The organism is Pseudomonas eucalypticola, from assembly GCF_013374995.1.
Lineage (GTDB): Bacteria > Pseudomonadota > Gammaproteobacteria > Pseudomonadales > Pseudomonadaceae > Aquipseudomonas > Aquipseudomonas eucalypticola.
Genome location: NZ_CP056030.1, coordinates 4,141,046 through 4,163,663, shown reverse-complemented (window position 1 = coordinate 4,163,663; position 22,618 = coordinate 4,141,046). Strand labels below are relative to the sequence as shown.

At 65.8% G+C, this 22,618-nt stretch carries 19 protein-coding genes; 13 read left to right on the top strand and 6 right to left on the bottom strand.

From position 1 onward, the window contains the following. Positions 1–30 precede the first annotated feature (30 nt). A complete protein-coding gene (locus tag HWQ56_RS18285) occupies positions 31–504 on the bottom strand; it encodes a PA2171 family ribosome-binding persister protein (RefSeq protein WP_176571397.1) in 474 nt (157 codons plus the stop codon). Positions 505–763: 259 nt separating this feature from the next. On the opposite strand from HWQ56_RS18285, the gene HWQ56_RS18280 reads away from it, so the two are divergent. After that, positions 764–967 (top strand): hypothetical protein, encoded by a 204-nt coding sequence (locus HWQ56_RS18280; protein ID WP_158158157.1) that lies wholly within the window; start codon positions 764–766, stop codon positions 965–967. Between the two features lie 26 nt (positions 968–993). Here HWQ56_RS18280 and HWQ56_RS18275 read toward each other — a convergent pair whose 3' ends face one another. Then, positions 994–1,302 (bottom strand): DUF7693 family protein, encoded by a 309-nt coding sequence (locus HWQ56_RS18275; RefSeq protein WP_176571396.1) that lies wholly within the window; start codon positions 1,300–1,302, stop codon positions 994–996. Between the two features lie 54 nt (positions 1,303–1,356). Beyond that, a complete protein-coding gene (locus HWQ56_RS18270; protein WP_176571395.1) occupies positions 1,357–2,151 on the bottom strand; it encodes a substrate-binding periplasmic protein in 795 nt (264 codons plus the stop codon). Positions 2,152–2,396: 245 nt separating this feature from the next. Here HWQ56_RS18270 and HWQ56_RS18265 point away from each other — a divergent pair, with 245 nt between their 5' ends. The 12 genes from HWQ56_RS18265 to HWQ56_RS18210 all read left to right on the top strand — a co-directional run bounded on the left by HWQ56_RS18265 (position 2,397) and on the right by HWQ56_RS18210 (position 19,496). After that, entirely contained in the window at positions 2,397–4,148 is a 1,752-nt protein-coding gene (locus tag HWQ56_RS18265; protein ID WP_176571394.1) for a sensor domain-containing diguanylate cyclase, read from the top strand. Between the two features lie 183 nt (positions 4,149–4,331). Then, positions 4,332–6,797 carry a TonB-dependent receptor plug domain-containing protein gene (locus HWQ56_RS18260; protein ID WP_176571393.1) on the top strand — a complete coding sequence of 822 codons (2,466 nt, stop codon included), beginning with the start codon at positions 4,332–4,334 and terminating at the stop codon, positions 6,795–6,797. Beyond that, the gene (locus tag HWQ56_RS18255) at positions 6,794–7,720 is read left to right on the top strand and encodes an ABC transporter substrate-binding protein (RefSeq protein WP_176571392.1); all 927 of its coding nucleotides are present in this window, start codon (positions 6,794–6,796) and stop codon (positions 7,718–7,720) included. The genes HWQ56_RS18260 and HWQ56_RS18255 overlap by 4 nt, the downstream gene beginning before the upstream one ends. A 43-nt stretch (positions 7,721–7,763) precedes the next feature. Beyond that, positions 7,764–8,420: a 2OG-Fe(II)-dependent halogenase WelO5 family protein gene (locus tag HWQ56_RS18250; protein ID WP_245217777.1), complete on the top strand. Its 657-nt coding sequence runs from the start codon at positions 7,764–7,766 to the stop codon at positions 8,418–8,420. 122 nt (positions 8,421–8,542) lie between these two features. Next, entirely contained in the window at positions 8,543–9,280 is a 738-nt protein-coding gene (locus HWQ56_RS18245; protein WP_158158151.1) for a tRNA-dependent cyclodipeptide synthase, read from the top strand. A 46-nt stretch (positions 9,281–9,326) separates the two neighbouring features. Beyond that, complete coding sequence (locus HWQ56_RS18240) at positions 9,327–10,733, top strand: MFS transporter (protein ID WP_176571391.1); 1,407 nt, start codon at positions 9,327–9,329, stop codon at positions 10,731–10,733. Positions 10,734–12,492: 1,759 nt separating this feature from the next. Continuing rightward, entirely contained in the window at positions 12,493–13,947 is a 1,455-nt protein-coding gene (locus HWQ56_RS18235) for an ABC transporter substrate-binding protein (RefSeq protein ID WP_176571390.1), read from the top strand. Further along, a complete protein-coding gene (locus tag HWQ56_RS18230; protein ID WP_176571389.1) occupies positions 13,944–14,954 on the top strand; it encodes an ABC transporter permease in 1,011 nt (336 codons plus the stop codon). The genes HWQ56_RS18235 and HWQ56_RS18230 overlap by 4 nt, the downstream gene beginning before the upstream one ends. After that, positions 14,954–15,790 carry an ABC transporter permease gene (locus HWQ56_RS18225; protein ID WP_176571388.1) on the top strand — a complete coding sequence of 279 codons (837 nt, stop codon included), beginning with the start codon at positions 14,954–14,956 and terminating at the stop codon, positions 15,788–15,790. The genes HWQ56_RS18230 and HWQ56_RS18225 overlap by 1 nt, the downstream gene beginning before the upstream one ends. Beyond that, on the top strand, positions 15,787–17,193 hold the full coding sequence (locus HWQ56_RS18220; RefSeq protein WP_176571387.1) for an ABC transporter substrate-binding protein: 1,407 nt from the start codon (positions 15,787–15,789) through the stop codon (positions 17,191–17,193). The genes HWQ56_RS18225 and HWQ56_RS18220 overlap by 4 nt, the downstream gene beginning before the upstream one ends. A gap of 30 nt (positions 17,194–17,223) precedes the next feature. Next, on the top strand, positions 17,224–17,607 hold the full coding sequence (locus tag HWQ56_RS18215) for a VOC family protein (protein WP_176571386.1): 384 nt from the start codon (positions 17,224–17,226) through the stop codon (positions 17,605–17,607). After that, positions 17,604–19,496 (top strand): formylglycine-generating enzyme family protein, encoded by a 1,893-nt coding sequence (locus HWQ56_RS18210; protein WP_176571385.1) that lies wholly within the window; start codon positions 17,604–17,606, stop codon positions 19,494–19,496. Before HWQ56_RS18215 ends, HWQ56_RS18210 begins: the two co-directional genes overlap by 4 nt. Here the strand turns inward: HWQ56_RS18210 and HWQ56_RS18205 are convergent, their stop codons facing one another. Genes HWQ56_RS18205 through HWQ56_RS18195 form a run of 3 tightly spaced genes read right to left on the bottom strand, consistent with a single transcriptional unit; the run spans position 19,497 to position 22,579 of the window. Then, on the bottom strand, positions 19,497–20,456 hold the full coding sequence (locus HWQ56_RS18205; RefSeq protein ID WP_176571384.1) for an ABC transporter ATP-binding protein: 960 nt from the start codon (positions 20,454–20,456) through the stop codon (positions 19,497–19,499). It lies immediately after the preceding gene. After that, on the bottom strand, positions 20,456–21,442 hold the full coding sequence (locus HWQ56_RS18200) for an ABC transporter ATP-binding protein (RefSeq protein ID WP_176571383.1): 987 nt from the start codon (positions 21,440–21,442) through the stop codon (positions 20,456–20,458). Before HWQ56_RS18200 ends, HWQ56_RS18205 begins: the two co-directional genes overlap by 1 nt. Then, a complete protein-coding gene (locus HWQ56_RS18195) occupies positions 21,443–22,579 on the bottom strand; it encodes a MalY/PatB family protein (RefSeq protein WP_176571382.1) in 1,137 nt (378 codons plus the stop codon). Positions 22,580–22,618 lie beyond the last annotated feature (39 nt).

Genomic DNA, 22,618 nt, shown 5'->3' with positions numbered 1-22,618 from the left:
GCCCGGCGCGGCGCCGGGCAGGGGCAGGGGTCAAGCGGCGGCGTCGTGGCGTGAACCTTTCTTGAACGCCGTCTGGGCAGCCTCCATCTGCTTGCCCATCTCGTCCAGCAGGGCTTTACCCAGCAACTTGCGGGCCTGTGGAAACATTTCCGACTCTTCCTCTTCGATATGGTGTTCGAGGAGCTCTTTCACGACTTTTACCCGTCCGGAAAACTCGGGCGTGGCGGGGTCGGTGTTCTTGAGGTCGGGCAGTACCAACGAGTCGACGGTGCGGTGCTCTTCCTTGGCCTCGTAGTACATCACGTCCTGCTCCTTGCTGCCGGCAGCCTTGAACGCCGGGTACAGGATCTCTTCTTCGAGCTGGGTGTGCAGCGTGATTTCCCTTTCCAGTTTTGCCAGCAGGTCAGTGCGCTTCTTCACGCCGCGCTCGGTGGACTCGCTCAGTTCATTGAGGATGGCCTTCACTCGCTCATGGTCAGCCTTCAGCAGGTCGATTGCATTCATTGTCACGTCCTCTCTCACGGGTGGCAGGCCAGACGCTTGGGTGGTCTGGCGCTGCAGGACTTGAGGTCGTGCATATCTCGTTCCACCCTTGTGCACATGCCAATACCCATGATTATCAACCTGTTACACGAGCACACAGGATGACGCTACCGTGCACAATGCATGATTGACGGTGCCAGGAAGTGCAGATAGCGGCGGTGGTATCATCACCACCCAATGAGGGCCGGCATGTCGCGGCCCTTCACTCAAAGGAAACAGCATGAAGCAACGTATCGTTGATGAGATCGCGCAACACCGCCGCGATGGCGAGAAGGTCGTGGAGTTACACCTGTGGTCCAAAGCGGCCGTGGACGCAGTGACACGGGCCAAGGAATACGCAGGTGAAGAGTTTGCGGGGGTGCCGGTGAAGATCCAGTTGCAGGATGTGCCGGGAATGGACTTTATCGTGATTGTTGAAGGCTGATCATGCCAGGGTAGTGGAGTGAGTCCTCACAACGCCTTCAGCAGCCGGCCCAGCGCTCCATGCTCCCACGTCGATAACAACGCCACCGGATCGGTGCCATACCGATCACCGCCCGCCAGTTGCCACCTGCGTCCATCGGCGCCCAGGCATTCGGTGCAGACGCCCACTTCATCGCCGGCCCAGTCGAGCGTCAGGCGCCAGCCTTCAATGGTGACCAGTACACGGTCGTCGCGTGGGGGCTCGTGAGCCGCGCTCATCGCCAGCCGCCCGAAGACGGCTTCCCTGAGCAGTTGCGCGACATCCCGTGCGGTGAGGGCGGGTGGTTCGATCGTCATGATGGCGTTCAGTGTCGGGGGCAGGGGCGACAGAATATCAGTGTTCAGCGCCGTTCATTTCGCCAGCGACCCTGAGGTTTCGTCCAGGTACGCATCGGCGATGCGCTTGAGGGTGCCGTCGTTGCGCAAATCCTCGATCACCCGTCGCAGGCGCTGCACAAGTGCTGCGTCACACACTCTGGAGCAGGCCAGGTACAGGTCGGTGTTCATCAGTGGCGGGCTCATCTGCAAGGGGCGATCAGACACACCGCGCCAGATGTAGCGGGTTTCCGGAACGCCGTTGAACCAGGCATCCACGCGGCCCAGCAACAGCAGTTGGGCGGGGTTCTCGCCGATCTTCACCGGGTAGATCTGGCCATCCGCGAAGCCCTCGTCGCGCAGTTTCTGCTCTTGGGCGCTGCCCATGCCCACGGCGATGCGCCGATAGGTTTTGCGCGCTTGCTCGAAGCTGTCCACGGGCGCCCCAAGGCTGAAGAACGCTCGGTCCATGCTCATGATGGGGGCGATCCAGGTGTAATGCGCTTCCCGATCCGGGGTGCGGGACAGGGGGATGATCAGGTGGTTGCTGCCGTCGCGCACGCTCAGCTGCGCCCGCGGCCAGGGTTGGAGGATCAGGTTCACGTCCACGCCTGCCAGCGCTGCCGCCTTGAGCGTGGCATCGCCGACGATGCCATGCCCGGTGGCCGGACCGGGCATGCTCAGGGGCGGGGCGTCGGGCAGGTACAGGTCGACCGGGTTGGCGGCGGCCGCCTGGCACGTGCCGCCGAGCACGGCCGTCAGCCACCCGGCGCAGAAGAGCAGCAGGGCGTGCGGGCCTGGGCGGCGGCGCGGTCGGCTCGGATGAATCATGGCAGTCACTCGAAGATACCGTGACACGTGTGTTTTTGGTTTCTGCCAGCATAGGTCGAAATTCGCCTGCGTCCATGTCAATGCGCCTAAGGTCTGTGTCAGGGCGTGCAGACCAAATGGCGGGTTTTTCTACGAAGCGCAGGGGCCGCTGGAAACCTTCCGGCCCAACGGTACTCTGAAGGCACACACAGATAGATATCATTTGGCTATCATCTACTTCACGCCCGTTTCAGGAACACGTTGTCATGAGCAGTTGGTCAGACCCCGAGAAGACCCGCCTCGCCGCCGTCCATGCCCTGCAATGGCTGGAAACCGCAGGCACGGAAAACTTCGACCGCCTGTGCCGGCTGGCGGCCGCGCATTTCCGTGTGCCCACGGTGTTGATCTCGCTGGTGGAAAAAGACCGTCAGTGGTTCGCCGGGCGGGTGGGTTTCGACCCCAGCCAGACGCCTATCGAGCAATCGTTCTGCCGCTACACCATCGCCCAACGAGGCGTGATGCAGGTGCCGGACGCCCGGCGCGACCCCCGTTTCGTCGATAACGCCCTGGTCACCGCCGCCGAGGGTATCTGCTTCTACGCCGGTGCGCCGTTGCGCAACCGCCAGGGCCTGGTGCTGGGCAGCCTGTGCCTGGTGGACAAAGCCTCGCGCGAGCTGGAACCCGAGGAGGTGGCGGCGCTCGAGGATTTCGCCGAGCTGGTCATGGTACAGATCGAGCAGCGCCAGTTGCTCAAGTACCGTGACGCCGTCAGCGGTCTGCCTAACGTGCATCAGATGTTGCTGGACACCCGCGAGCTGCCGCTGAGCCTCGACTGCGTGCGCCTGGTGGTGGTGATTCAGGTGCAGGACCTGCCCGTCACCCGGTCACTTGAAGACGTTGACAGCCTGGCGCTGCAGCAATGGCGTCGCGACGTCGCCGAGCGTTTGCGGCGGCGCCTGGAGGGGGTCGCTGAGCTGTATCACGTGGGCGAACGGGATTTTTGCCTGCAGTTGAGCTGTACCGCGCGCCGACACCAGGAGCTGTTTCGCGCGCTGCTGGTCCTGGTGACCGAGCCCTTTGGCGACCAGGTGCTGCGGGTGGGCCTGGCCACGTGCGATACCGGCAGCCAGACGGTGGTCAGCCTGATGGGCAAAGCCAGCCAGTCCCTGGCCATCGACGCCAACCGTCAACGGGCTTGGGCGGTGTATGACGAAGCACAGGACGGGGCCCAGCGCCGCGCCCTGGATCTGCTCAACGACTTCCCCCAGGCGCTGGCCAATGGTGATGTCTACCTGGATTACCAGCCGCGCTTCAGCCTGCAGGATGGTGCGGTGCTCAGCGCCGAGGCATTGATCCGCTGGTGCCATCCCAGGCTGGGGCGGCTGTCGCCGGCAGAGTTCATTCCGCTGCTCGAAGGTGCCGGGAAGATCAGCGCGGTCACCCGCTGGGTCGTGGACCGGGCGCTGGCGGACCTCAGCGGCTGGGCTGACCGCGATATTCGGTTGTCGCTCAACCTTTCACCCCAGGACTTCCAGGGGCTGGACATCGCCGCGGTGCTGGCCGATGGGTGCCGTCGGCACCGGATCGCCCCCCGCCGCCTGGAGGTAGAGATCACCGAGGGCGAATGGATCAGGGCGGACAAACGGGTCATCGCGCAGTTGACCGAGATCCGCGAGCTGGGCGTTGATGTCGCGATTGACGATTTTGGCACTGGCTACAGCAATTTCGCCTACCTGCATGAAATCCCCGCCAATATCCTGAAGCTGGACAAGTCACTGGTCACCGACCTTGAAACCAGCCCGCGCAACCGCGTCATCGCCCGCTCGGTGCTGCAATTGGCGGCCGAGCTGGGGTACCGCACGGTGGCCGAAGGCATCGAGACTTTTCGTTGCCTGAGCCTGCTGCGCGAGTACGGCTGCCAGGAAGCCCAAGGGTTTTTCCTCAGCCGGCCGCTGGGGGTGGAGCATTTCACCCGCCAGTGCGAAGACAATGCCTTGACCTTCAAGTTGGTTGGCTGAGCATTCAGTTGGCAGCTGAATGTCAAGTAAAACAACGTATCTGAAAATTAATATTAGCTTATGAGCTTTATGTATTTCTCTCATTAAGAGTTGGATCCTAAGATCATTCCACCCAACCACGGGATCACAGTCGGCGCCTCAGGGCGTCAAGGATAAAAAGAATGATCAAACGGATTGCCACTGATGAGCCAAACTGCCCGTGTGTTGTTTCGTCCTTTGCCCGCCGCCGGCCTGCTGCTGGCGGCCAGCGCCCTCAGCGTCCCGATCAAGGCAGAGGATGCCCTTGATACCGTGGTGGTCACCGGGGTGCGCGGTACCCAGCAGCGCACCCTGACCGACAGCCCGGTCCCCATCGATGTCTATACCAGCGAACAACTGACGGCCACCGGCAAGAGTGGCTTGAAGGAAATCCTGGCGCGCCTGATTCCCTCCATGAACGTGCCCACCTTCAACGGCGGCGGTACCGGTTTTCTGGTTCGCGGCATCAGCATGCGCGGCCTGGGAGGTGACCAGGTGCTGATCCTGGTCAACGGCAAGCGCCGCCACAACACGGCGATGATCAACAACAACGCCCGCGTCGGCAACGCTTCGGCCCCCGTGGACCTGGATCTCATCCCCACGGCCGCGGTCGAGCGTATCGAAGTGCTGCGCGATGGTGCTGCGGCGCAATACGGCTCCGACGCCATCGCCGGGGTGATCAACATCATTCTCAAGCGCGATGCACAGGGCGCCAGTTCCGACACGTCCCTCGGCCAGTACTACGATGGCGATGGCACCACCGGCCACCAGGCCGCCAATATTGGCAGCCCACTGGGCGACGGCGGCTTCTTCAACCTGTCGCTGGATGGCAAGGTGCAGGAGCCCTATATCCGCGATGCAGGGGCCACGGGCCAGCTGTATTTCAACCAGGCCGACGGCACCCCGGACCCGCGCGAAAGCAACCGTCATGGCTGGGGCAACGAATACGGTCTGGGCCGCGACCGCACGGCCAGCACCGCCTACAACCTGGAGCTGCCGTTGCAGGACGCTCTCAAGCTGTACTCGTTCTCCACCCTCAGCTACCGCAACAGCAACAAGGACCTGGGCCACCGCAAGCCCACCGACATCACCAGCCTGGCCGGCGTGGAGGGCGCGCCGTACGGCAATGGCGGCCAGGCCCGCCGGGAAATCGAGGAAGTGGACTACCAGGCCACTGCCGGGCTCAAGGGGTTGGTCAGCGGCTGGGACTGGGACCTGTCCAGCAGCTACGGTCGCGACCGCGCGCAGTTGTATACCGACAACAACCTGAACATCTCCAACGGGCCCGACTTCAGCCAGCAGCGCTTTCACCTGGGCAACGAGATCTTCGACCAGTGGACCAACAACCTGGATTTCACCCGCGCCCTGGACATCGGCTGGAGCAGCCCGCTGCAGACCTCGGTCGGCGTCGAATACCGCTGGGAGCAATTCACCCTGGAGGAGGGCGAGCCCAGCTCCTATAACCAGGGCAGCTACGTGATACCCACGGGCCCCTTCGCCGGCCGTGTGCCCGACCCGGGGTTGTTTTCCGTGGCTGGCACCAGCCCCGAGGACGCCGGGCGCGCCGACCGACACAGCACGGCAGGCTACCTGGACCTGGGCTTGAACCTGACCCCGAACTGGTACGTGGGGACCGCGGTGCGCCATGAAAGCTACAACCAGGGCATCGGTGAAACCACGAGTGGCAAGTTCACTACCCGCTACGAATTCCTCCCCGGTTATGCCGTGCGCGCTGCCGTCAGCAAGGGCTTTCGCGCGCCGTCCCTGGCCCAGGAAGAGTTTTCCACCACCAGCAGCATCACCCAGTTCGGTGCGGGCGGTGCCACCAGCGTGGTCCGCACCAAGCAGATGCGCCCCGACTCGGCGGAAGCCATCGCCCTGGGCGCCAAGGCACTGAAGCCGGAAACCTCCATGAGCTACAGTCTGGGCCTGACCGCCGAGCCTATGCCGCGGCTGCGCATGACCGCCGACTGGTACCTGATCGACATCGATGACCGCATCCTGCAGACCGGCGTACTCAGCGGCTCCGCCGTGTCCAGCATCCTGGTCGCCAATGGCTTGCCCGCCAACCTGGCCGGGCAGTACTACGCCAATGCCGCCGACACCCGCACCCAGGGCGTCGACGTGGTAGCCGAGTACACCCAGCCGCTGGAAGCCTACGGCGAGGCTAAATTCAGCCTAGCCTACAACCACAACAAGAACAGCATCCGCAGCCTGGCGGACAACCCTGCGCAACTGTCCAGCCTGGGCGCCGGCTACGTGCTGTTCGACCGCCAGCAACAGATTGACCTTACGCGCGCCACCCCCAAGGACAAGTGGATCGCCAACACCCGTTATCGGGTGGCGGCCTGGAACGTCAACTTGACCCTGACTCGCTACGGGCAGTACACCGAAGGCTCTAACTTGCCGGAGAACGACCGTACCTACAGCGCCAAGTGGATCACCGACCTGGACGTGGCCTATGACCTTACCGATCACGTCACCGTGGCGTTGGGGGCCAACAACCTGTTCGACGTGTACCCCGACAAGAAGGGCATTCGCACCTGGGCCGGTACCTATGAGTACGGCATGTTTTCTCCTTACGGCTTCGGCGGTGGTTTCTACTACGGCCGCGTGAGCGTGGCGTTTTGAACCGCGTCTGGCAGTGGGTGCTGCTGACCGGGCTGTTGCTGGCCGGGTCGGCCCAGGGCCAGGACGTACTGCGGGTGTGCAGCCAGAAAGACTCGCTGAAGATCTTGCTACAGGCAGCGGGTGAACTCGACGACCTGCCGTACCGCATCGAGTTTTCCTCATTCCCGGCCGCGCCGCCGATCGCCGAGGCGCTGGGCGCCGACGCCGCTGACGTAGGGGCGTTGGGGGATGCGCCGTTCATTTTCGCGGTGGCGGCCAAGGCGCCGATTCACACCGTGGCGGTGATCAAGCTGCAGGTGACCCCGACCATGGTCGCGGTGGTGGTCAAGCAGGATTCGCCGTTGCATCAGGTCGCCGACCTGGCCGGTAAGCGGATCGTCACCACCCGGGGTTCCATCGGCCATTTCCTGGCGCTGGCGGCCATGCGTCAGGCCGGGCTGCACAGCCGCGATGCGCAGTTCATTTTCCTGCCCCCAGGGGAGTCGCGGCTGCTGCTGGACAATGGTCGCGCCGACGCCTGGGCCACCTGGGACCCCTACACCAGCATGGTGCAGTTGCAGGACCATGCCCGCGTGCTCGCCAGCGGCGAGAAGCTGTTCGCCGGCAACGTGCTGATCGTCGCCAACGACAAGGCCATCGCCAGCAAGCAGGCGCTGATCGCCGACCTGCTGGCGCGCATCGACCGCGCCTACCAGTGGGCCAACCGCAATGTCGACGCCTACGCCGGCCAGCAATCGGCGCACACGGGGTTGCCGGCCGAGTTTCACCGGCTGTCCACGTTGGAATCCAAACCGCACCGCATCGCCATCGACGCGACGGTCGTCAGCCAGTTGCAGGCCGCAGCGGACCTGTACCTGGACGAACACATCATCAACCGGCGCGTCGACGCCCCGGCGTATTTCGACAACCGTTTTGACCACTGAGCCCGGCATTGGGGCTTGGTTCGACTGCCAAGGAGGAAGGTAAATGCTCGCTACCATCAGCGCCGATGCGCTTGCACCGCAACTGATCCAGGACCTGCTGGCGCACCGCGTCTATGGCATTCGCATTCCTGGCTTCGTCAGCCAGCCGAGCCTGGAGGCGGCCCGCGCGCAGCTGTTCGACCATCCGGAGCGCGGAGCCCTGGGCCATGCCCGGGAGTTCACCCGGTTGGGTATCGCCTATGCCGAGGTCAAGACCGACGAGGTACGCCAGGCCTACCACGAGGCTGCGCGGGCCAATATCCAGCGCGTGCGCAACGCGTTCAAACCCTATGTGTCGCCTATCGACGAGTTTCGCCTGCGCCTGGACGAAGCCTGGCCGCGGGGCGCGCACCTGCTGGATGTGGACGGCCAGAAATGCTTCACCGGCGTGTGTCGCTACCAGGAACCGGGCATCGACCTGTGCCCGCACATCGACAAGCTGGAGTGGAACCTGCCCGCGCACTTGCAGGTGAACCTGCAGGCGCAATTGTCGGTGAACATCTACCTGCAGGTACCCCAGCAGGGCGGCGAGCTGGAGGTATGGGACATCCGCCCCACGGCGCCCGAATACCTGGCCCTCAAGAGTGACCGCCATTACGGCATCGACCGCGACCGCCTGCGGCCCGCGGATTTCACCACCCGCCCGAGGACGGCGACCTGATCATCATCAACCCACGCTTCATCCACGCTGTACGCCCCGTGCACACGTCGCCGCGCATAACCCTGTCCAGCTTCATCGGTTATTTCGGCGAGCAATCCCCCTTGATCTTCTGGAGCTAGACCATGAGCAGCGCTACTTATAAAGCGGCCTTCGAGACGGACCTGACCCATGACTACCGGGGCAAGCACGCCCTGTTGCTGATCAGCGTCGGCCAGGACTACCACGAGGGTGGCAAGTTCGAAGCCACCATCGACCTGGTCAACCGCCAGGGCTTTGCCTCCTGCACCATTGCCGTGGCCGATATCCTGCAGCGCCATAACCTCAGCAATTACAGCTACGAGGAGGTGTACAAGGTCAGCGCCGCCTCGGGCGAGCAGTGGCTGGCACGCAACCAGGGGGCGATCAATCGCCTGGCCACGGTGACCAGGATTCTGCGCTGGGAGGAATGCTTGCTCGACCCCGGTTACCGGCCGCTGCTGGACCGGGTGCAGTTCGAGTACGAGAACAACCGCGATTACCGTGCCGAGGTCAACGGCACCATTGGCCTGTTCCTCGACCGCCTGCACAAGCGCGACCCCGAGGCTGACCTTGAAGAGGCACGGTTTCGCTGCCTGAACTACCTGATCGAGGAATGCCCGATCATCATGCCGCTGTGGGCGTCCCAGGGCATCGACTTCGTCGTCTACCCCCAGCCCATGACCCGCGCCATGGCGGCCACGCGGCAGTTGTTCGTCGAACCGCACCACCCGGCGCACGGCCACTGGCTGTCGTTGAAATTCAAGAAACGCGCTGCCGTGGTTGACCAGCCAGTGCCCGCAGTGAGCCGGCCGATCTGGGCCACTGCCGCGTTTGCCATTTGAATAGCGCTGAGGCGGCACGTCGCCCCGGCCTTGTCTGGAGTTAACCATGAGTCATTCAACAAACGGGCACCGCAAGTGGTGGGCGCTGGCGGGTGTGAGCATCGCCAGCTTCCTGGGGTGCGTGGACTTTACCATCGTCAACACCGCGTTGCCGGCGCTGCAAGCGCATTTGGACGTGTCGGTCGATACCTTGCAATGGGTGATCAATGCCTTCCTGCTGGCCATGTCCAGCTTCATGGTACTGGTGGGCCGCCTGGCCGACCTGCATGGCCGCAAGCGCGTGCTATCCCTGGGGCTGGTGGTGTTCGGGCTGGCTTCGCTGGTGGCGGGACTGGCGTCGGGGCCGTGGCTGCTGATCGGTGCGCGCGTGGCCCAGGGCCTGGCATGCGCGGTGCTGTACACGGCATCGGGGGCCATCGTCGCCCAGGCCTTCGCCCCACAGGAACAGGGCAAGGCGTTTGGCGTGCTGTTCGGTTTCAACGGCGTGGGCCTGGCCGTGGGGCCGGTGCTGGGCGGCGTGCTGACCCAGGCATTCGGCTGGCCGTGGATTTTCCTCATCAACGTGCCGTTCGTGCTGCTCAGCTTGGTGGTGATCGCCCTCAACGTCGACGAGTCCCGTGCCGATGAGCAGGACGCCCGGCTGGACTGGGCCGGTGCGGCCTTGCTGCTGATTGGCTTGCCCAGCCTGGTGCTGCTGATCGTGCAGGGCGGCACCTGGGGCTGGGGGTCGCCCCTGAGCCTTGGGCTGCTGGCCGTGGCGGTGGTGGTGCTGGGGCTGTTCGTGTGGGTGGAATTGCGTGTGGCTTCGCCGGTGATCAACCTGCACCTGTTCGTCAACCGGCGCTTTGTGGCGGCGGTGGCTGCCAGCTTCACCTTGGCGGTGTTTTACTGCGTGGCGTTTTTCGTCATGCCGTTGTACCTCACCCATGTGCGCGGTGCCGACACCCAGGCCAGCGGCCTGCTGCTATTGCCCACCACGCTGGGCGTGGCGCTGCTGTCGCCGTGGGTCGGCCGCCTGGTAGACCGCAAGGGCCCGGCGGTGCTGATCCAGACTGGGCTGCTGCTGTTCGCCGTATCGGCCTTGTTGCAGATCGCCTTCAGCGCCGAGACATCACTGGCGTATGTGCTGGCGGCGTTTGCCGTGATGGGCCTGGGCTGGGCGTGCCTGCTGGGACCTTCGACCGTGCTGGGGGTGAGTTCCGTGCCCGAGCAGTTCGGTTCAGTGGCGGTCGGGTCGCTGATGACCTTGCACAACGTAGGGGGTGGCCTGGGCCTGGCGTTGGGCGTCAGCCTGTTGCACCACTACACAGGCCCCGCCCAGGTGGCGGCGCCGGGGGCGTTGTTGCAGGGCTACCAGGCGGTGATGGTTGCCCTGGCGGTGGCCATGCTGCTGTCGTGGGTGGGGCAACGATGGTTGCTGCGGGCGGGGGCGCTGCGGGCTGCTTCGGTGTAGGGCTTGGGTGTTGGGCGATGGTGTTGTGTTGCTCTTCAGATCTAGCGCCGCCCGCGCGGCGCTTCCCGGGTAAACCCGGTCCCACATCTGTTTCGGGCCAGTTATGTCTGTGGCATCACTTGGTCCGCTTTGTAGGTTCACTGCAGATCTGTGTGAGTGCCAATAAGGCGGTCGCGGTGATCTCACAGGCAAAATTGGCCCGAAACAGATGTGGGACCGGCCTTGGCCGGGAAGCGCCGTGCGGACGGCGCTCGATCTCAAGAACCCCACAACACCATCGCCTGGCGCATGGACGCCCTGATGCAATCCCCAGCGAGGAATATCGAAGAACCTCCGATGGGCCTGTCTTCCACCCGGGTCGGGGCTGATAGGTGCATGGCTTGATTCTTCTAGCGCCCTTGAGACCGAGCGCCGCCCGCGCGGCGCTTCCCGGGTAAACCCGGTCCCACATCTGTTTCGGGCCAGTTATGCCTTTGAGATCACCTGGTCCGCTTTGTTGGTTCACTGCAGATCTGTGTGGGTGCCAACAAGGCGGTCGCGGTGATCTCACAGGCAAAATTGGCCCGAAACAGATGTGGGACCGGCCTTGGCCGGGAAGCGCCGCGCGGGCGGCGCTCGATCTCAAGAGCGCCACAACACCATCGCCTGTCGCATGGACGCCCTGATGCAATCCCCAGCGAGGAATATCGAAGAACCTCCGATGGGCCTGTCTTCCACCCGGGTCGGGGCTGATAGGTGCATGGCTTGATTCTTCTAGCGCCCTTGAGACCGAGCGCCGCCCGCGCGGCGCTTCCCGGGTAAACCCGGTCCCACATCTGTTTCGGGCCAGTTATGCCTTTGAGATCACCTGGTCCGCTTTGTTGGTTCACTGCAGATCTGTGTGGGTGCCAACAAGGCGGTCGCGGTGATCTCACAGGCAAAATTGGCCCGAAACAGATGTGGGACCGGCCTTGGCCGGGAAGCGCCGCGCGGGCGGCGCTCGATCTCAAGAACCCCACAACACCATCGCCTGGCGCATGGACGCCCTGATGCAATCCCCAGCGAGGAATATCGAAGAACCTCCGATGGGCCTGTCTTCCACCCGGGTCGGGGCTGATAGGTGCATGGCTTGATTCTTCTAGCGCCCTTGAGACCGAGCGCCGCCCGCGCGGCGCTTCCCGGGTAAACCCGGTCCCACATCTGTTTCGGGCCAGTTATGTCTGTGGCATCACTTGGTCCGCTTTGTAGGTTCACCGCAGATCTGTGTGGGTGCCAATAAGGCGGTCGCGGTGATCTCACAGGCAAAATTGGCCCGAAACAGATGTGGGACCGGCCTTGGCCGGGAAGCGCCGCGCGGGCGGCGCTCGATCTCAAGAACGCCACAACACCATCGCCTAGCGCATGGACGCCCTGATGCAATCCCCAGCGAGGAATATCGAAGAACCTCCGATGGGCCTGTCTTACACCCGGGTTGGGGCTGATAGGTGCATGGCTTGACTCTTCTGGCGCCCTTGCTCGCGAAGCGCTGCGCGGGCGGCGCTCGGTCTCAAGGGCGCCAGAACAATCAAGCCATGCACCCCCCCAAAAAAACCATTTCCGTTATAACTTAAGCACTTATTGCTCTTTAACCTTCACCCACACCCACTGATATATTACAAGGAATATCACGCCTTCCGAGGTTCTCTGCTTGCGCCGTCTAGCGTTATTTCTTGCCTTGCTATGTCTGGCCTCGTGCCAGGCCCCGGACGATAAGGCGCAACTGCAGACTCTGGTCATAGCCGTGCCCTCCGACCCGGTGGGGCTGGATCCGGCCACCAACAAGGCGGAACCGGTGGGCAGTGAAGTCATCCTCAACCTGTTCGATACTCTGCTGGCGTGGGCGCCGCCGGCGTTCGATCATTTGGAAGGCCGGCTGGCCAGCCAGTGGGCGCTGAGCGCCGATGGCCGTCAACTGAGCCTGACCCTGCGCCCCGGCGTGCGGTTTCAGGACGGCACGGCACTGGACGCACAGGCGGTGCAACAATCCCTGAACCGGGCCGCGCGGCTTAACCCGTTCCTGGCCGCCAGCTTCAGGGCCATCGAGCGTATCGAGGTGACCGGCCCGCTGGCCCTGCGCATTGACCTGGCTGAACCCATGCCCACCTTCGCGGCGCTGCTGGCCCAGCCCCAGGCGGCGGTCGTCAAGGTCGCCGGCCTGCGCCCCGGCCAGCAGCCCAGCGGTACCGGGGCCTTCCGGCTGCGCCGCTACAGCCCGGACAACGAGTTGATCCTGGAGCGTAACGACGACTATTTCCGCGGCCCTGCGCGCTTGCAGCGGCTCGTCTACCGAGTCATTCCCGATGCCTCCACCCGGCGCCTGGAATTGCGCTACGGCGGGGTCGATGTCAGCCCACCCATCAGCCAACTCGCTACCATTCCCACGGATGACATCCAGGCCTTCGCCGAAGACCACAAAGTGCAGGTCGTGCAGGCGCGCAGCCAGATCATCCGCCAACTGGACTTCAACAACGACAACCCTGACAGCCCCGTGCACGACCTGCGGGTGCGCCAGGCCATGGCCTGGGCGGTGGACTACGACGGCCTGGTCAACGGCATTCTCGGTGGTGTCGTGGAGCGTGTGTACGGGCCGCTGCCCACGGCCAGTTGGGCGTTCGACCCAGCCATGCAGGCCACGGCCTTTCACCATGACCCGGCCAAGGCCCGGCAACTGCTGGCCGAAGCGGGTTACCCGCCGGGCAGGCTGAAGTTGACCCTGTATGGTTTCCAGGGCGCGATGTGGACCAGCGTGGCCACCTTCCTGCAGGCCAACTTCGCTGAAGTGGGCATTGACGTGCGCATCGAGCAGAGCGAATTCTCGCTGTTGCGCGCCCGTCACGTGGCTGGTCATTTCGATATCGCGCTGGACGGTCGCCAGCCCTGGTACAACGACCCCGATGCCCATATTACCCAGGGCTATATGTCGAGCCTGGCGCGCTCGGCCATGACATTTCGCATGCCGCCCGACCCGGCGCTGGATGGCCTGATCGTGCAGGCCCGCAGCGTTGCCGACGCCAGCCTGCGCAAGCAACTGTACAGCCAGCTGCAGCAGCAGCTGATGGCGCGGGTGCCGGCAGTGTACCTGTTCAGCAACAACCTCATCCTGTTCAAGCGCCCCCAGGTGCAGGGCCTGGCGCTCAACAGCGCACCGCCGCTGGTTGAGTACTGGTCGGTGTACAAGGAGGGCCCCGCACCGTGAACAGTTTTCTCGGCCGTCGCCTGTTGACCGCCGTGCCAGTGCTGGTGCTGGTGTTGCTGATGATCTTCACCCTGGCCCGCAACCTGCCTGGCGACCCCGCGGTGGCGCTGCTGGGGCCCGATGCCAGCGAGCAGCAGATCAGCGCACTGCGCAGCCAGTTGCAGCTGGACCAGCCGCTGTACGTGCAATTCGGCGCCTACCTGGGGCGCCTGGCGCACGGTGACCTGGGCATGTCGTTGAAGACCGGGCAGCCCGTGCTGACCGAGGTCGCCCGGCGTCTACCGGCTACCCTGGAGTTGACCGTGCTGGCCACGCTGCTGGCGCTACTGGTGGGGATCCCCGTGGGGATGGTGGCCGCCATGCGGGTCGACAGCCTGCTGGACCAGGCCTTGCGCGTGCTGTCGTTGGCGGGCGTGTCGATGCCAGCCTTCGTGCTGGCGCTGATGCTGCAGACACTGTTCAGCATTCACTTGGGCTGGCTGCCCATTTCAGGGCGCACCAGCCCTTATTACATCACCGAGCCGGTCACCGGCCTGGCCACGCTCGACTTCCTTCTGGCTGGCCAGCCTGCCGCAGCCTGGGACGCCTGCCTGCACCTGCTGATGCCCACCCTGGTGCTGGGCTCGTTCCTGGCCGCGGTGGTGGCGCGCTATGTGCGCAACAGCCTGCTCGAAGCACTGGGCGAACCTTTCGTGCGTACCGCGCGGGCCAAGGGCCTGGGCGAATGGCGGGTGGTGGGCGTGCATGCCCTGCGCAACGCCTTGCTGCCGGCCATTACCGTCATAGGCCTGCATTTCGCCGACATGCTCGGCGGCGCCATCCTTACCGAGACCGTGTTCGCCTGGCCGGGGGTAGGGCGCTTCATGCTCGATGCCATTCATAACCGCGACTACCCGGTGCTGCAGGGCACCACCCTGGTGTTCGCGTTGCTGTACATGCTGGTGTCGTTGCTGGTCGACCTGCTTTACGGCGTGGCGGACCCGCGCTTGCGCCACAGGGGGCACTGATGCACGAACTGGTTTACTTCGCCCGCACCAACCGCCTGGCGGTCGTCGGGGCGCTGATGCTGCTGGCCATTCTCGTCGGCATCGCCGTGGTGCCGCTGTGGCTGGCCTATGGGCCCAATACCCTGGCGGTCAGCGAGCGCTTCGTCGCCCCCGACGCCCGGCACTGGCTGGGCACCGACCTGTTTGGCCGCGATGTGCTCAGCCGCTTGCTGTACGGCGGGCGCTATACCCTGGCGGTCGGCTGCGCGGTGGTGGCCCTGGCGTTCACCGTGGGCGCCACGTTCGGCACCCTGGCCGGCTACTGCGGTGGCTGGGTTGACGCGCTGATGATGCGCCTGGTGGATGCGCTGCTGTCGTTCCCTTCGCTGGTGCTGGCCATTGCCCTGGCCGCCTGCCTGGGCCCCAGCCTGGTCAATGCCATGCTGGCCGTGGCCATCAGCCTGGCCCCCGGTTTCGCCCGGGTGGCGCGCGGCCAGGCGCTGAGCATCAGTGCGCGGCCCTATGTGGACGCGGCGATCTCCATGGGCCTGCCTCACCCTCACATTCTCTGGCACTACGTGGTGCGCAATGGCCTGGGGCCGCTGTTGGTGCAGGCATCCCTGGCCGTGGGCAGCGCCATCCTGCAGACCGCCAGCCTCGGCTACCTGGGCCTGGGCGCCCAGGCACCGCAGGCCGAATGGGGGGCGGACCTGGCCGCCAACCTGCAATACCTCGACCGCTCGCCGTGGATCGCCCTGGCGCCGGGGCTGGCAATCCTGGCCACGGTGCTGGCTTTCAACCTGATCGGCGACGCCCTGGCCAGCTGGTCGAACCCCAAGACACGGAGTTCACGATGAGTGCACGTTCCGCCCCCGAGACCCTGACCATTGCCCTGGAAAAGGTCGATTTCTTCCCACCCCACCGTGTCACCGACGACACCAGCATCCTGACCCTGAAGAACCTGGTGATGGAGCCACTGTGCCGCTGGCAGAACGGGCAGGTGGCGCCCGGCCTGCTGGGCAGTTGGCAGGTATCGGCGGATGGCCGTCAGTGGCGTTTCAAGATTCGCCCAGGTGCGCGGTTTCACGACGGCGTGGCCTGCCGCGCCGAGCATATCCTGGCCTTCATCGAGGGTATCCTGCAGTCCACCGATACCTTCGGCATGCCATGGGCGTATGCCCGCTACCTGAGCGAGGTTCGGTTCAGCGCCTTGGGCGATACCACCCTGGGCATGCAGTGCGAGACGCCGGTGGCGGATATTCTGGAGATATTCTCGGAGTTCTTCATTTGCCGCTTCGATGAGCAGCAGGCACCGGTGCTGGGCACCGGGCCTTACCGGGTCACGGCGTTCACCGCCGGCCAGCAGGCATGCCTGCAACGGGTGGCCGCGGGCGAGGGGCCTCGGTATCTGGTACTGCGCGCCTGCGCCGACGCGCAGGCCCGCCATGAATGGCTGACCACAGGCGATGTGGACGTCGCCACCCACCTGGAACGCTGTGAGCGGCCCTTGGACTTCCGGGCGCCCTGGACCTGGCTGCGCCAGCTCAATACGCTGTCGGTGATGCAGTACCTGAACGCCGCGGACGGCTTGTTCCAGCACCCCCTGGCAAGGCTGGCGGTAAACCACGCGGTCAACGCGCAGGCGATCATCGATGATCTGTTCCAGGGCCTGGGCCAGCCGGCCGCCACGGTGGTCAGCCCCTGGCACAACGGCTTCGTCGAGGCCGGCATCGCGCCCATCAGCCATGACCCGGCCAAGGCCCGGGCCTTGCTCGACCAGGTGGGCGGCAACGCCGAGATCGTGTTGCGCAGCCCCGAATACATGCCGGAAAAAGCCCTGCAGATCACCGAACAGGTGCTGCACGCCTTGCAGGCCGTGGGCCTGCGCGGGCGCATCGAGGTTCAGACCGACCGCCCCGAGTACGCCCGTCAGATCGGCCGCAAGCAGATGGGCGACGTGGCTATCTTCGACTCCTCGCCCCACAGCACTTTCCGGGTGCTCAACGACAAGATTTCCAGCCAGGTGCGCGGCAGCTGGTGGCAGGGCTACCACGATCCGGCCCTCGAACCCCTGATCCTCAAGGCCAACCAGTGCCTGGATGCGCGGCTGCGTGCCCAGGCCTACGGCCAGTGCCTGCGCCGCCTGAACCACAACCCGCCGTGGCTGTACCTGTTCCACCCGGTGGTGGTGGCCGGGGTTCGCCCAGGCTTGGCTGGCCTGGCCCTGGGGGCCAAGGGCGACCTGCTGATTCATCCCTGACCAACCCTTCCCGCACACGAGTTGACGACCATGGCATCGCGTTACCCGATCACCTTTTTCTACTACGACGACCTTGCGCCCATCAGCCAGTTCTACGAGCAGGTGCTGGGCCTGGAGCTGGTGCTGGACCAGGGCGTGGCCCGCATCTACCGCCTGGGCGAGCACAGTTACTTCGGCATCGTCGACGGCCAGCGTGGCCACCTCAAGGCTCAACCCCGTAGCGCAGTATTGCTGACCCTGGTGGACGAGGACGTCGAAGGCTGGCACCAGCGCTTGCAGGCCAAGGGCGTGGCGGGGCTGTCGCCGATCCTGCGAGGGACGTACTGTGAGCATTTCTTCTTTGAGGACCCGGCTGGGTATGCCCTGGAGATCCAGCGCTTTCACAACCCGGCCGTGGCCGAGCTGTTCCGATGAACCTGGCTCAACGGCTGTGCCTGTGGCGCGCGCGCTGCCAGGCACGGGGCGCTGACGAGGCGCTTTACCGGGTGGCCGGGCAGCCGGTGGCGCTGGCCGACGGGTACGTACCGCTGCTGCTCGACTACACCCATGAGGACCGCGCGGCCAAGGGCTTGCGTGCGTTCGTCGCCGACCAGCAGAAGGGCCCGCCCGTGTACTTCAGCGCCGCGCAACTGGTGGACGAGGCGCCGCTGTTGCTGTTGCACGGCCCGGCCGGGAGTGGCAAGAGCACCCTTGCCCGGCATCTGCTCCGCCATCTGGCGAGGGATGAGGCGGTGTTGCCGGTGTACCACCAGGTCACTGCCCCCGTGACGCTGAGCAGCCTGCTGGCCGAGGAGGGTGGCCTGGCGCTGGCGGCCCTGGAGGCCGGGTACACCGTTACCTTGATCATCGACGGCGCAGAACATTGGCAAGCCGAGACGTTCTTCAACCAGGCAGCCCCTTATGTGATGGCTTTTCCGCGGCTGCGCATGCTGTTGCTGGGCCGCAGCGAGCCGTGCCGCGAGTGGGGGTTGGCGGCGCAGTGGCAACGGCACGGGTTGTTGCCATTGCAGGCCGAGCAGCGCCGGGCGTTCATCGCCCAGCGCTGGCCGGCCCTGGCCGAATCCTTCGCGGCCCGCGGCGACGCCCATCTGCTGTCGCGGCCGGCAGCGTTTGCCCTGGCGCTGGGGGTGGGCGACGCGCCTGGCGAACTGGCCCTGGCCGAACGTGGCGCCCGGGCCGCTGGCGATACCACTCTGCTGCGCAGCCGCTACGTTCAGGACCTGCTCTCGGTGGGGCGCTGGCGTGGGGCTGATGGCCCGGTGTTGGCCGCACACCTGCGCCGCGAACCACAGCGCTGGGCCGAGCCGCTGCTGTATCTGGCCCAGGAGCGGTTGAGGGCCGGTGTGCCGGTTGATGACCTGATCAGCGCCTTGCCTGCCGCCGGCGCGGCCGGGTTGTTGCTGGCCTGCGCCTTGCACCAGCAGGTGCCAGCACCCTCGGCAGCTGCGCGCCAGACGCTGCTGGCAGCGCTGCGGGTCATGGTTGAAACCGCTCGCGAGCCCCTGGCGTCGCGGGTCAGTGCTGCCCAATGGCTGGCGCGCTGGGGCGACCCACGCGACTTGCAGGCACTGGTCGAAGTGCCCGCGGGCACCCTGACCCTGGGCTCGCTGCGCCATGCCAACTCGGCCCCGGTGAGCCAGATGCCCATGGCCGCGTACAGGATCGGCCGCTCCCCGGTGTGCAACCGGGATTACCTGGCTTTTGTCGCCGCCACCGGCCGCCCCTGGCGCAGCGAGCAGGGCCGCTTGCCTGAGCGCGCCAATGCCCCGGCCGTCGACCTGACCTGGCATGACGCCATGGCCTACTGCGCCTGGTTGACGGCGCAGTGGCGGGCGCAAGGGCGTATCGCTGCCACCGACACGGTGTGCCTGCCCAGTGAGCCGCAGTGGGAATACGCGGCCCGCGGCCCGCAGCCCGAGTCGGTAGAGGCCGATGTCTATCCCTGGGCTGGCCCTTGGGCACCCGACCATGGCAATGGCGAAGAAGCGGCGCTCAACGATACTTGCGCGGTGGGGCTGTTCCCCGCTGGCCGTTCGCCGTGGGGCTGCGATGACTTGTGCGGGCAGGTCTGGGAATGGACTACCACGTTGTGGGGCGAGGACATGGCCACGCCCCGGTTTGCCTACCCTTACGCGGAAGATGGCCGCGAAGCCCCGGATGCCCCGGCCGAGGTGCGCCGGGTACTGCGCGGCGGCTGTTTCTCCAGCCCGGCGTGGAAGGCCTGCTGCACCTACCGTGGCAGCCTGGAACCTGAGGGTTACTGGCGTGGCAACGGTTTCCGCGTGGTGGTCAACGCCGGCTGATCACAGGTGGTGGCACGCCACGCTATGGGCCGGCGCTGCCTCGCGCAGTAGCGGGGCGGCTTCGGCGCAGCGGGCGGTGCGCCGTGGGCAGCGGTCGTGAAAGGCGCAGGCCTCCGGCCCGCTCGGTACCTGGGGCATCGCCACGACGGCGGTGGTCGGCGTTCCCCGCAGCCGGGGCACCGACTCCAGCAGCAAGCGGGTATAGGGGTGCAGGGGCGTGCGGTACAACGCCTCGCACGGGGCGCTCTCGACGATACGGCCGCGGTACATCACTGCGACCCGCTGGCTCATGTGCCGTACCACCGCCAGGTCGTGGGCGATGAACAGGTAGGCCAGGCCGTGGCGTTCCTTGAGGTCCTGCATGAGGTTGAGCACCTGGGCCTGTACCGACACATCCAGTGCCGACACGGGCTCATCGGCCACGATCACTCGCGGTTGCAGGGCCAGGGCGCGGGCAATGGCGATGCGTTGGCGCTGGCCACCGGAAAACTCATGGGGGTAGCGTAGCCCGTGGCTGCTGGCCAGGCCGACCTGCTGCAGCAACTCGGCCACCCGGTCGCGGCGATCGCTGGCGCTCAGGTGCGGAGCATGCACCTTGAGTGGTTCTTCCAGGGACTGGGCTACGGTATAGACCGGATTCAGCGAGCCGCCGGGGTCCTGGAACACCATCTGCAACTGCGGGCGCCAGGCGTTGAACTGTTTCAGTGGCAGGCCCAGCAGATCGACGCCGTCCAGGTGTACCTGGCCGCCATTGGCGGGTGTGAGGCGCATCACCAGTTTGCCGGTGGTGGATTTGCCACATCCTGACTCGCCCACCAGGCCCAGGGTCTCGCCGGCCCCCAGGTCGAAGTCCAGGCCGTCGACCACCCGGTGGTGCACGGGGGGCGCCAGCCAGCCACGGCTTGGGCGCGTGTAGTGTTTACGCAGGTTGCGGACCTGCAACAGGGGGGGATTGCTCATCAGGCGGACTCGGTCAAGGGGTGCCAGCAGCGCACCTGGCGCGTGGCCGTCAGCGCGGCCAGCGCCGGGCGTTCGGCCCGACAGCGGTCATCGGCGTGGCCGCAGCGCGCGGCGAAGGCGCAGCCCACCGGGCGCTGGTGCAGGTCGGGCACCTGCCCGGCCAGGCCCGGGAGGCGTGCGGGGCTGGCATCGATGTCGGGCATCGACGCCAGCAGGGCACGGGTGTAGGGGTGGGCCGGGCGTTCGAACAGCCGTTGCACCGGGCCCTGTTCAACCACTTGGCCCAGGTACATCACCAGGGCCCGGTCGGCATACTGGGCCACCACCCCCAGGTCATGGGTAATCAACAGCAACGCCATGGCCCGGCGCCGGCGCAGGCCGTCCAGCAGGTGCATGACCTGGCGCTGCACGGTCACGTCCAGGGCGGTGGTGGGCTCATCGGCGATCAGCAGGCGCGGGTTGCAACTGACGGCCATGGCAATCATTACCCGCTGGCACAGGCCGCCGGACAATTGGTGAGGGTAGGCCTTGAGGCAATCGGCGGGGTGGGGAATGCCCACCTCCGCGAGCAAGCGCAAAGCCTCCTGGTCGGCCTCCCGGGCATCCAGCGGCAGGTGCCGGCACAGGGTTTCGCGCAGTTGCCGGCCGATGCTAAGCACCGGGTTGAGGGCGCTCATGGGGTCCTGAAAAATCATCGCCAGGTCGCGACCGCGCACCTCGTCGAGCTGGCGACGGCGCAGTTGGCGCAAATCCTGGCCATTGAACAGGATCTGGCCCTGGCTCACCTGGCCGCTGCGGAGTGGGATCAGGCCCATCAGCGACAACGCAGTGGCGCTCTTGCCGCAGCCGGACTCACCCAGCAGCGCCACCACTTCGCCAGGGTACACGGCCAGGTCGACCCCGGCCACCACGGTGAGGGGACCGCGACGGCTGTGGAAGCAGGTGTGCAGGTCGCTGACCTGCAGCAACGGGGCAGGGGCGTTCATTCAGCGGCCCTGCAGGCTGGCCTGCAGGCGGTCCAGGCCCTCGGCGAGCAGGGCCCGCGGGCAGCCGAAATTCAGCCGCACGAAGCCAGCGCCGGCTGGGCCGAAGTCCCGGCCGTCACTGAGGGCAACCTTGGCCTGCTGCAGGAAGAACTGCTGCGGGTTACCCAGCTCCAGCGCCCGGCAATCGAGCCAGGCCAGGAAGGTGCCCTGGGGGCTGTGCAAGTGGATGCCGGGAAAGCACCGGGCCAGTTGTGCGACGAGGAAGTCACGGTTGCCTTGCAGGTAGGCATTGGCCTGTTGCAACCAGTCGCCGGCCTGGGCGTAGGCGGCCTGGGTGGCCACCAGGCCCAGCACGTTGACGCTGTCGACCATGCCTTGGCGGCTGGCGTTGAAGCGCTGGCGCAGCTCGGGGTCCTGGATGATCGCGAAGGCGGTCTTCAGCCCGGCAATGTTGTAGGCCTTGCTGGCTGACATCAGGGTGACCGTGCGCCGGGCGATCTGCGGCCCCAGGGCGGCGATGGGGGTATGCCGACGGCCGTCGAAGAGGATGTCGGCATGGATCTCGTCGCTGATCAGCACCAGGTCGTTGGCCACGCAGGCGTCGGCGATGGCGTGCAACTCAGCGCGCTCGAAGACCTTGCCCAGCGGGTTGTGCGGGTTGCTCAGCAGGAACGCGCCGGCGCCGCGGGTGGCGCTGGCCAGGCGCGCCGGGTCGACGCTACCGTCGGCTTCGAATGGCAGTTGCACCGGCGTCTGTTGCCAATACCCGGGGGACGACAGCAGCGGCTGATGGTTGGGGGTTTGCACCACCACCCCCGCGCCCGGAGCCACCAGGCCCTTGAGGGCCATGCTGATGCCGGGTTCGACGCCAGGCAGGAACACCAGGTCCTGGGCGTCGATGGTCCAGTCATAGGCCTGGGCCATGTGGCGAACCAGGGTCTGGCGCAGCTCGTCCTGGGCCACGCTGTAGCCCAGCAGCGGATGCTGCAGGCGTTCGCCCAGGGCCTGGACAATGGCTGGCGCCACGGCGAAGTCCATGTCGGCCAGCCACAGGGGCAGCACCTGCGGACCGTACTGCGCCCATTTGCGGCTACCGGTGTGGTAGCGGTCCCACAGGCGGTCAAAATCGTGAGTCATGCGGGCAATCTCGTCGGCGGGGGCGGCGGCTTGGCCACC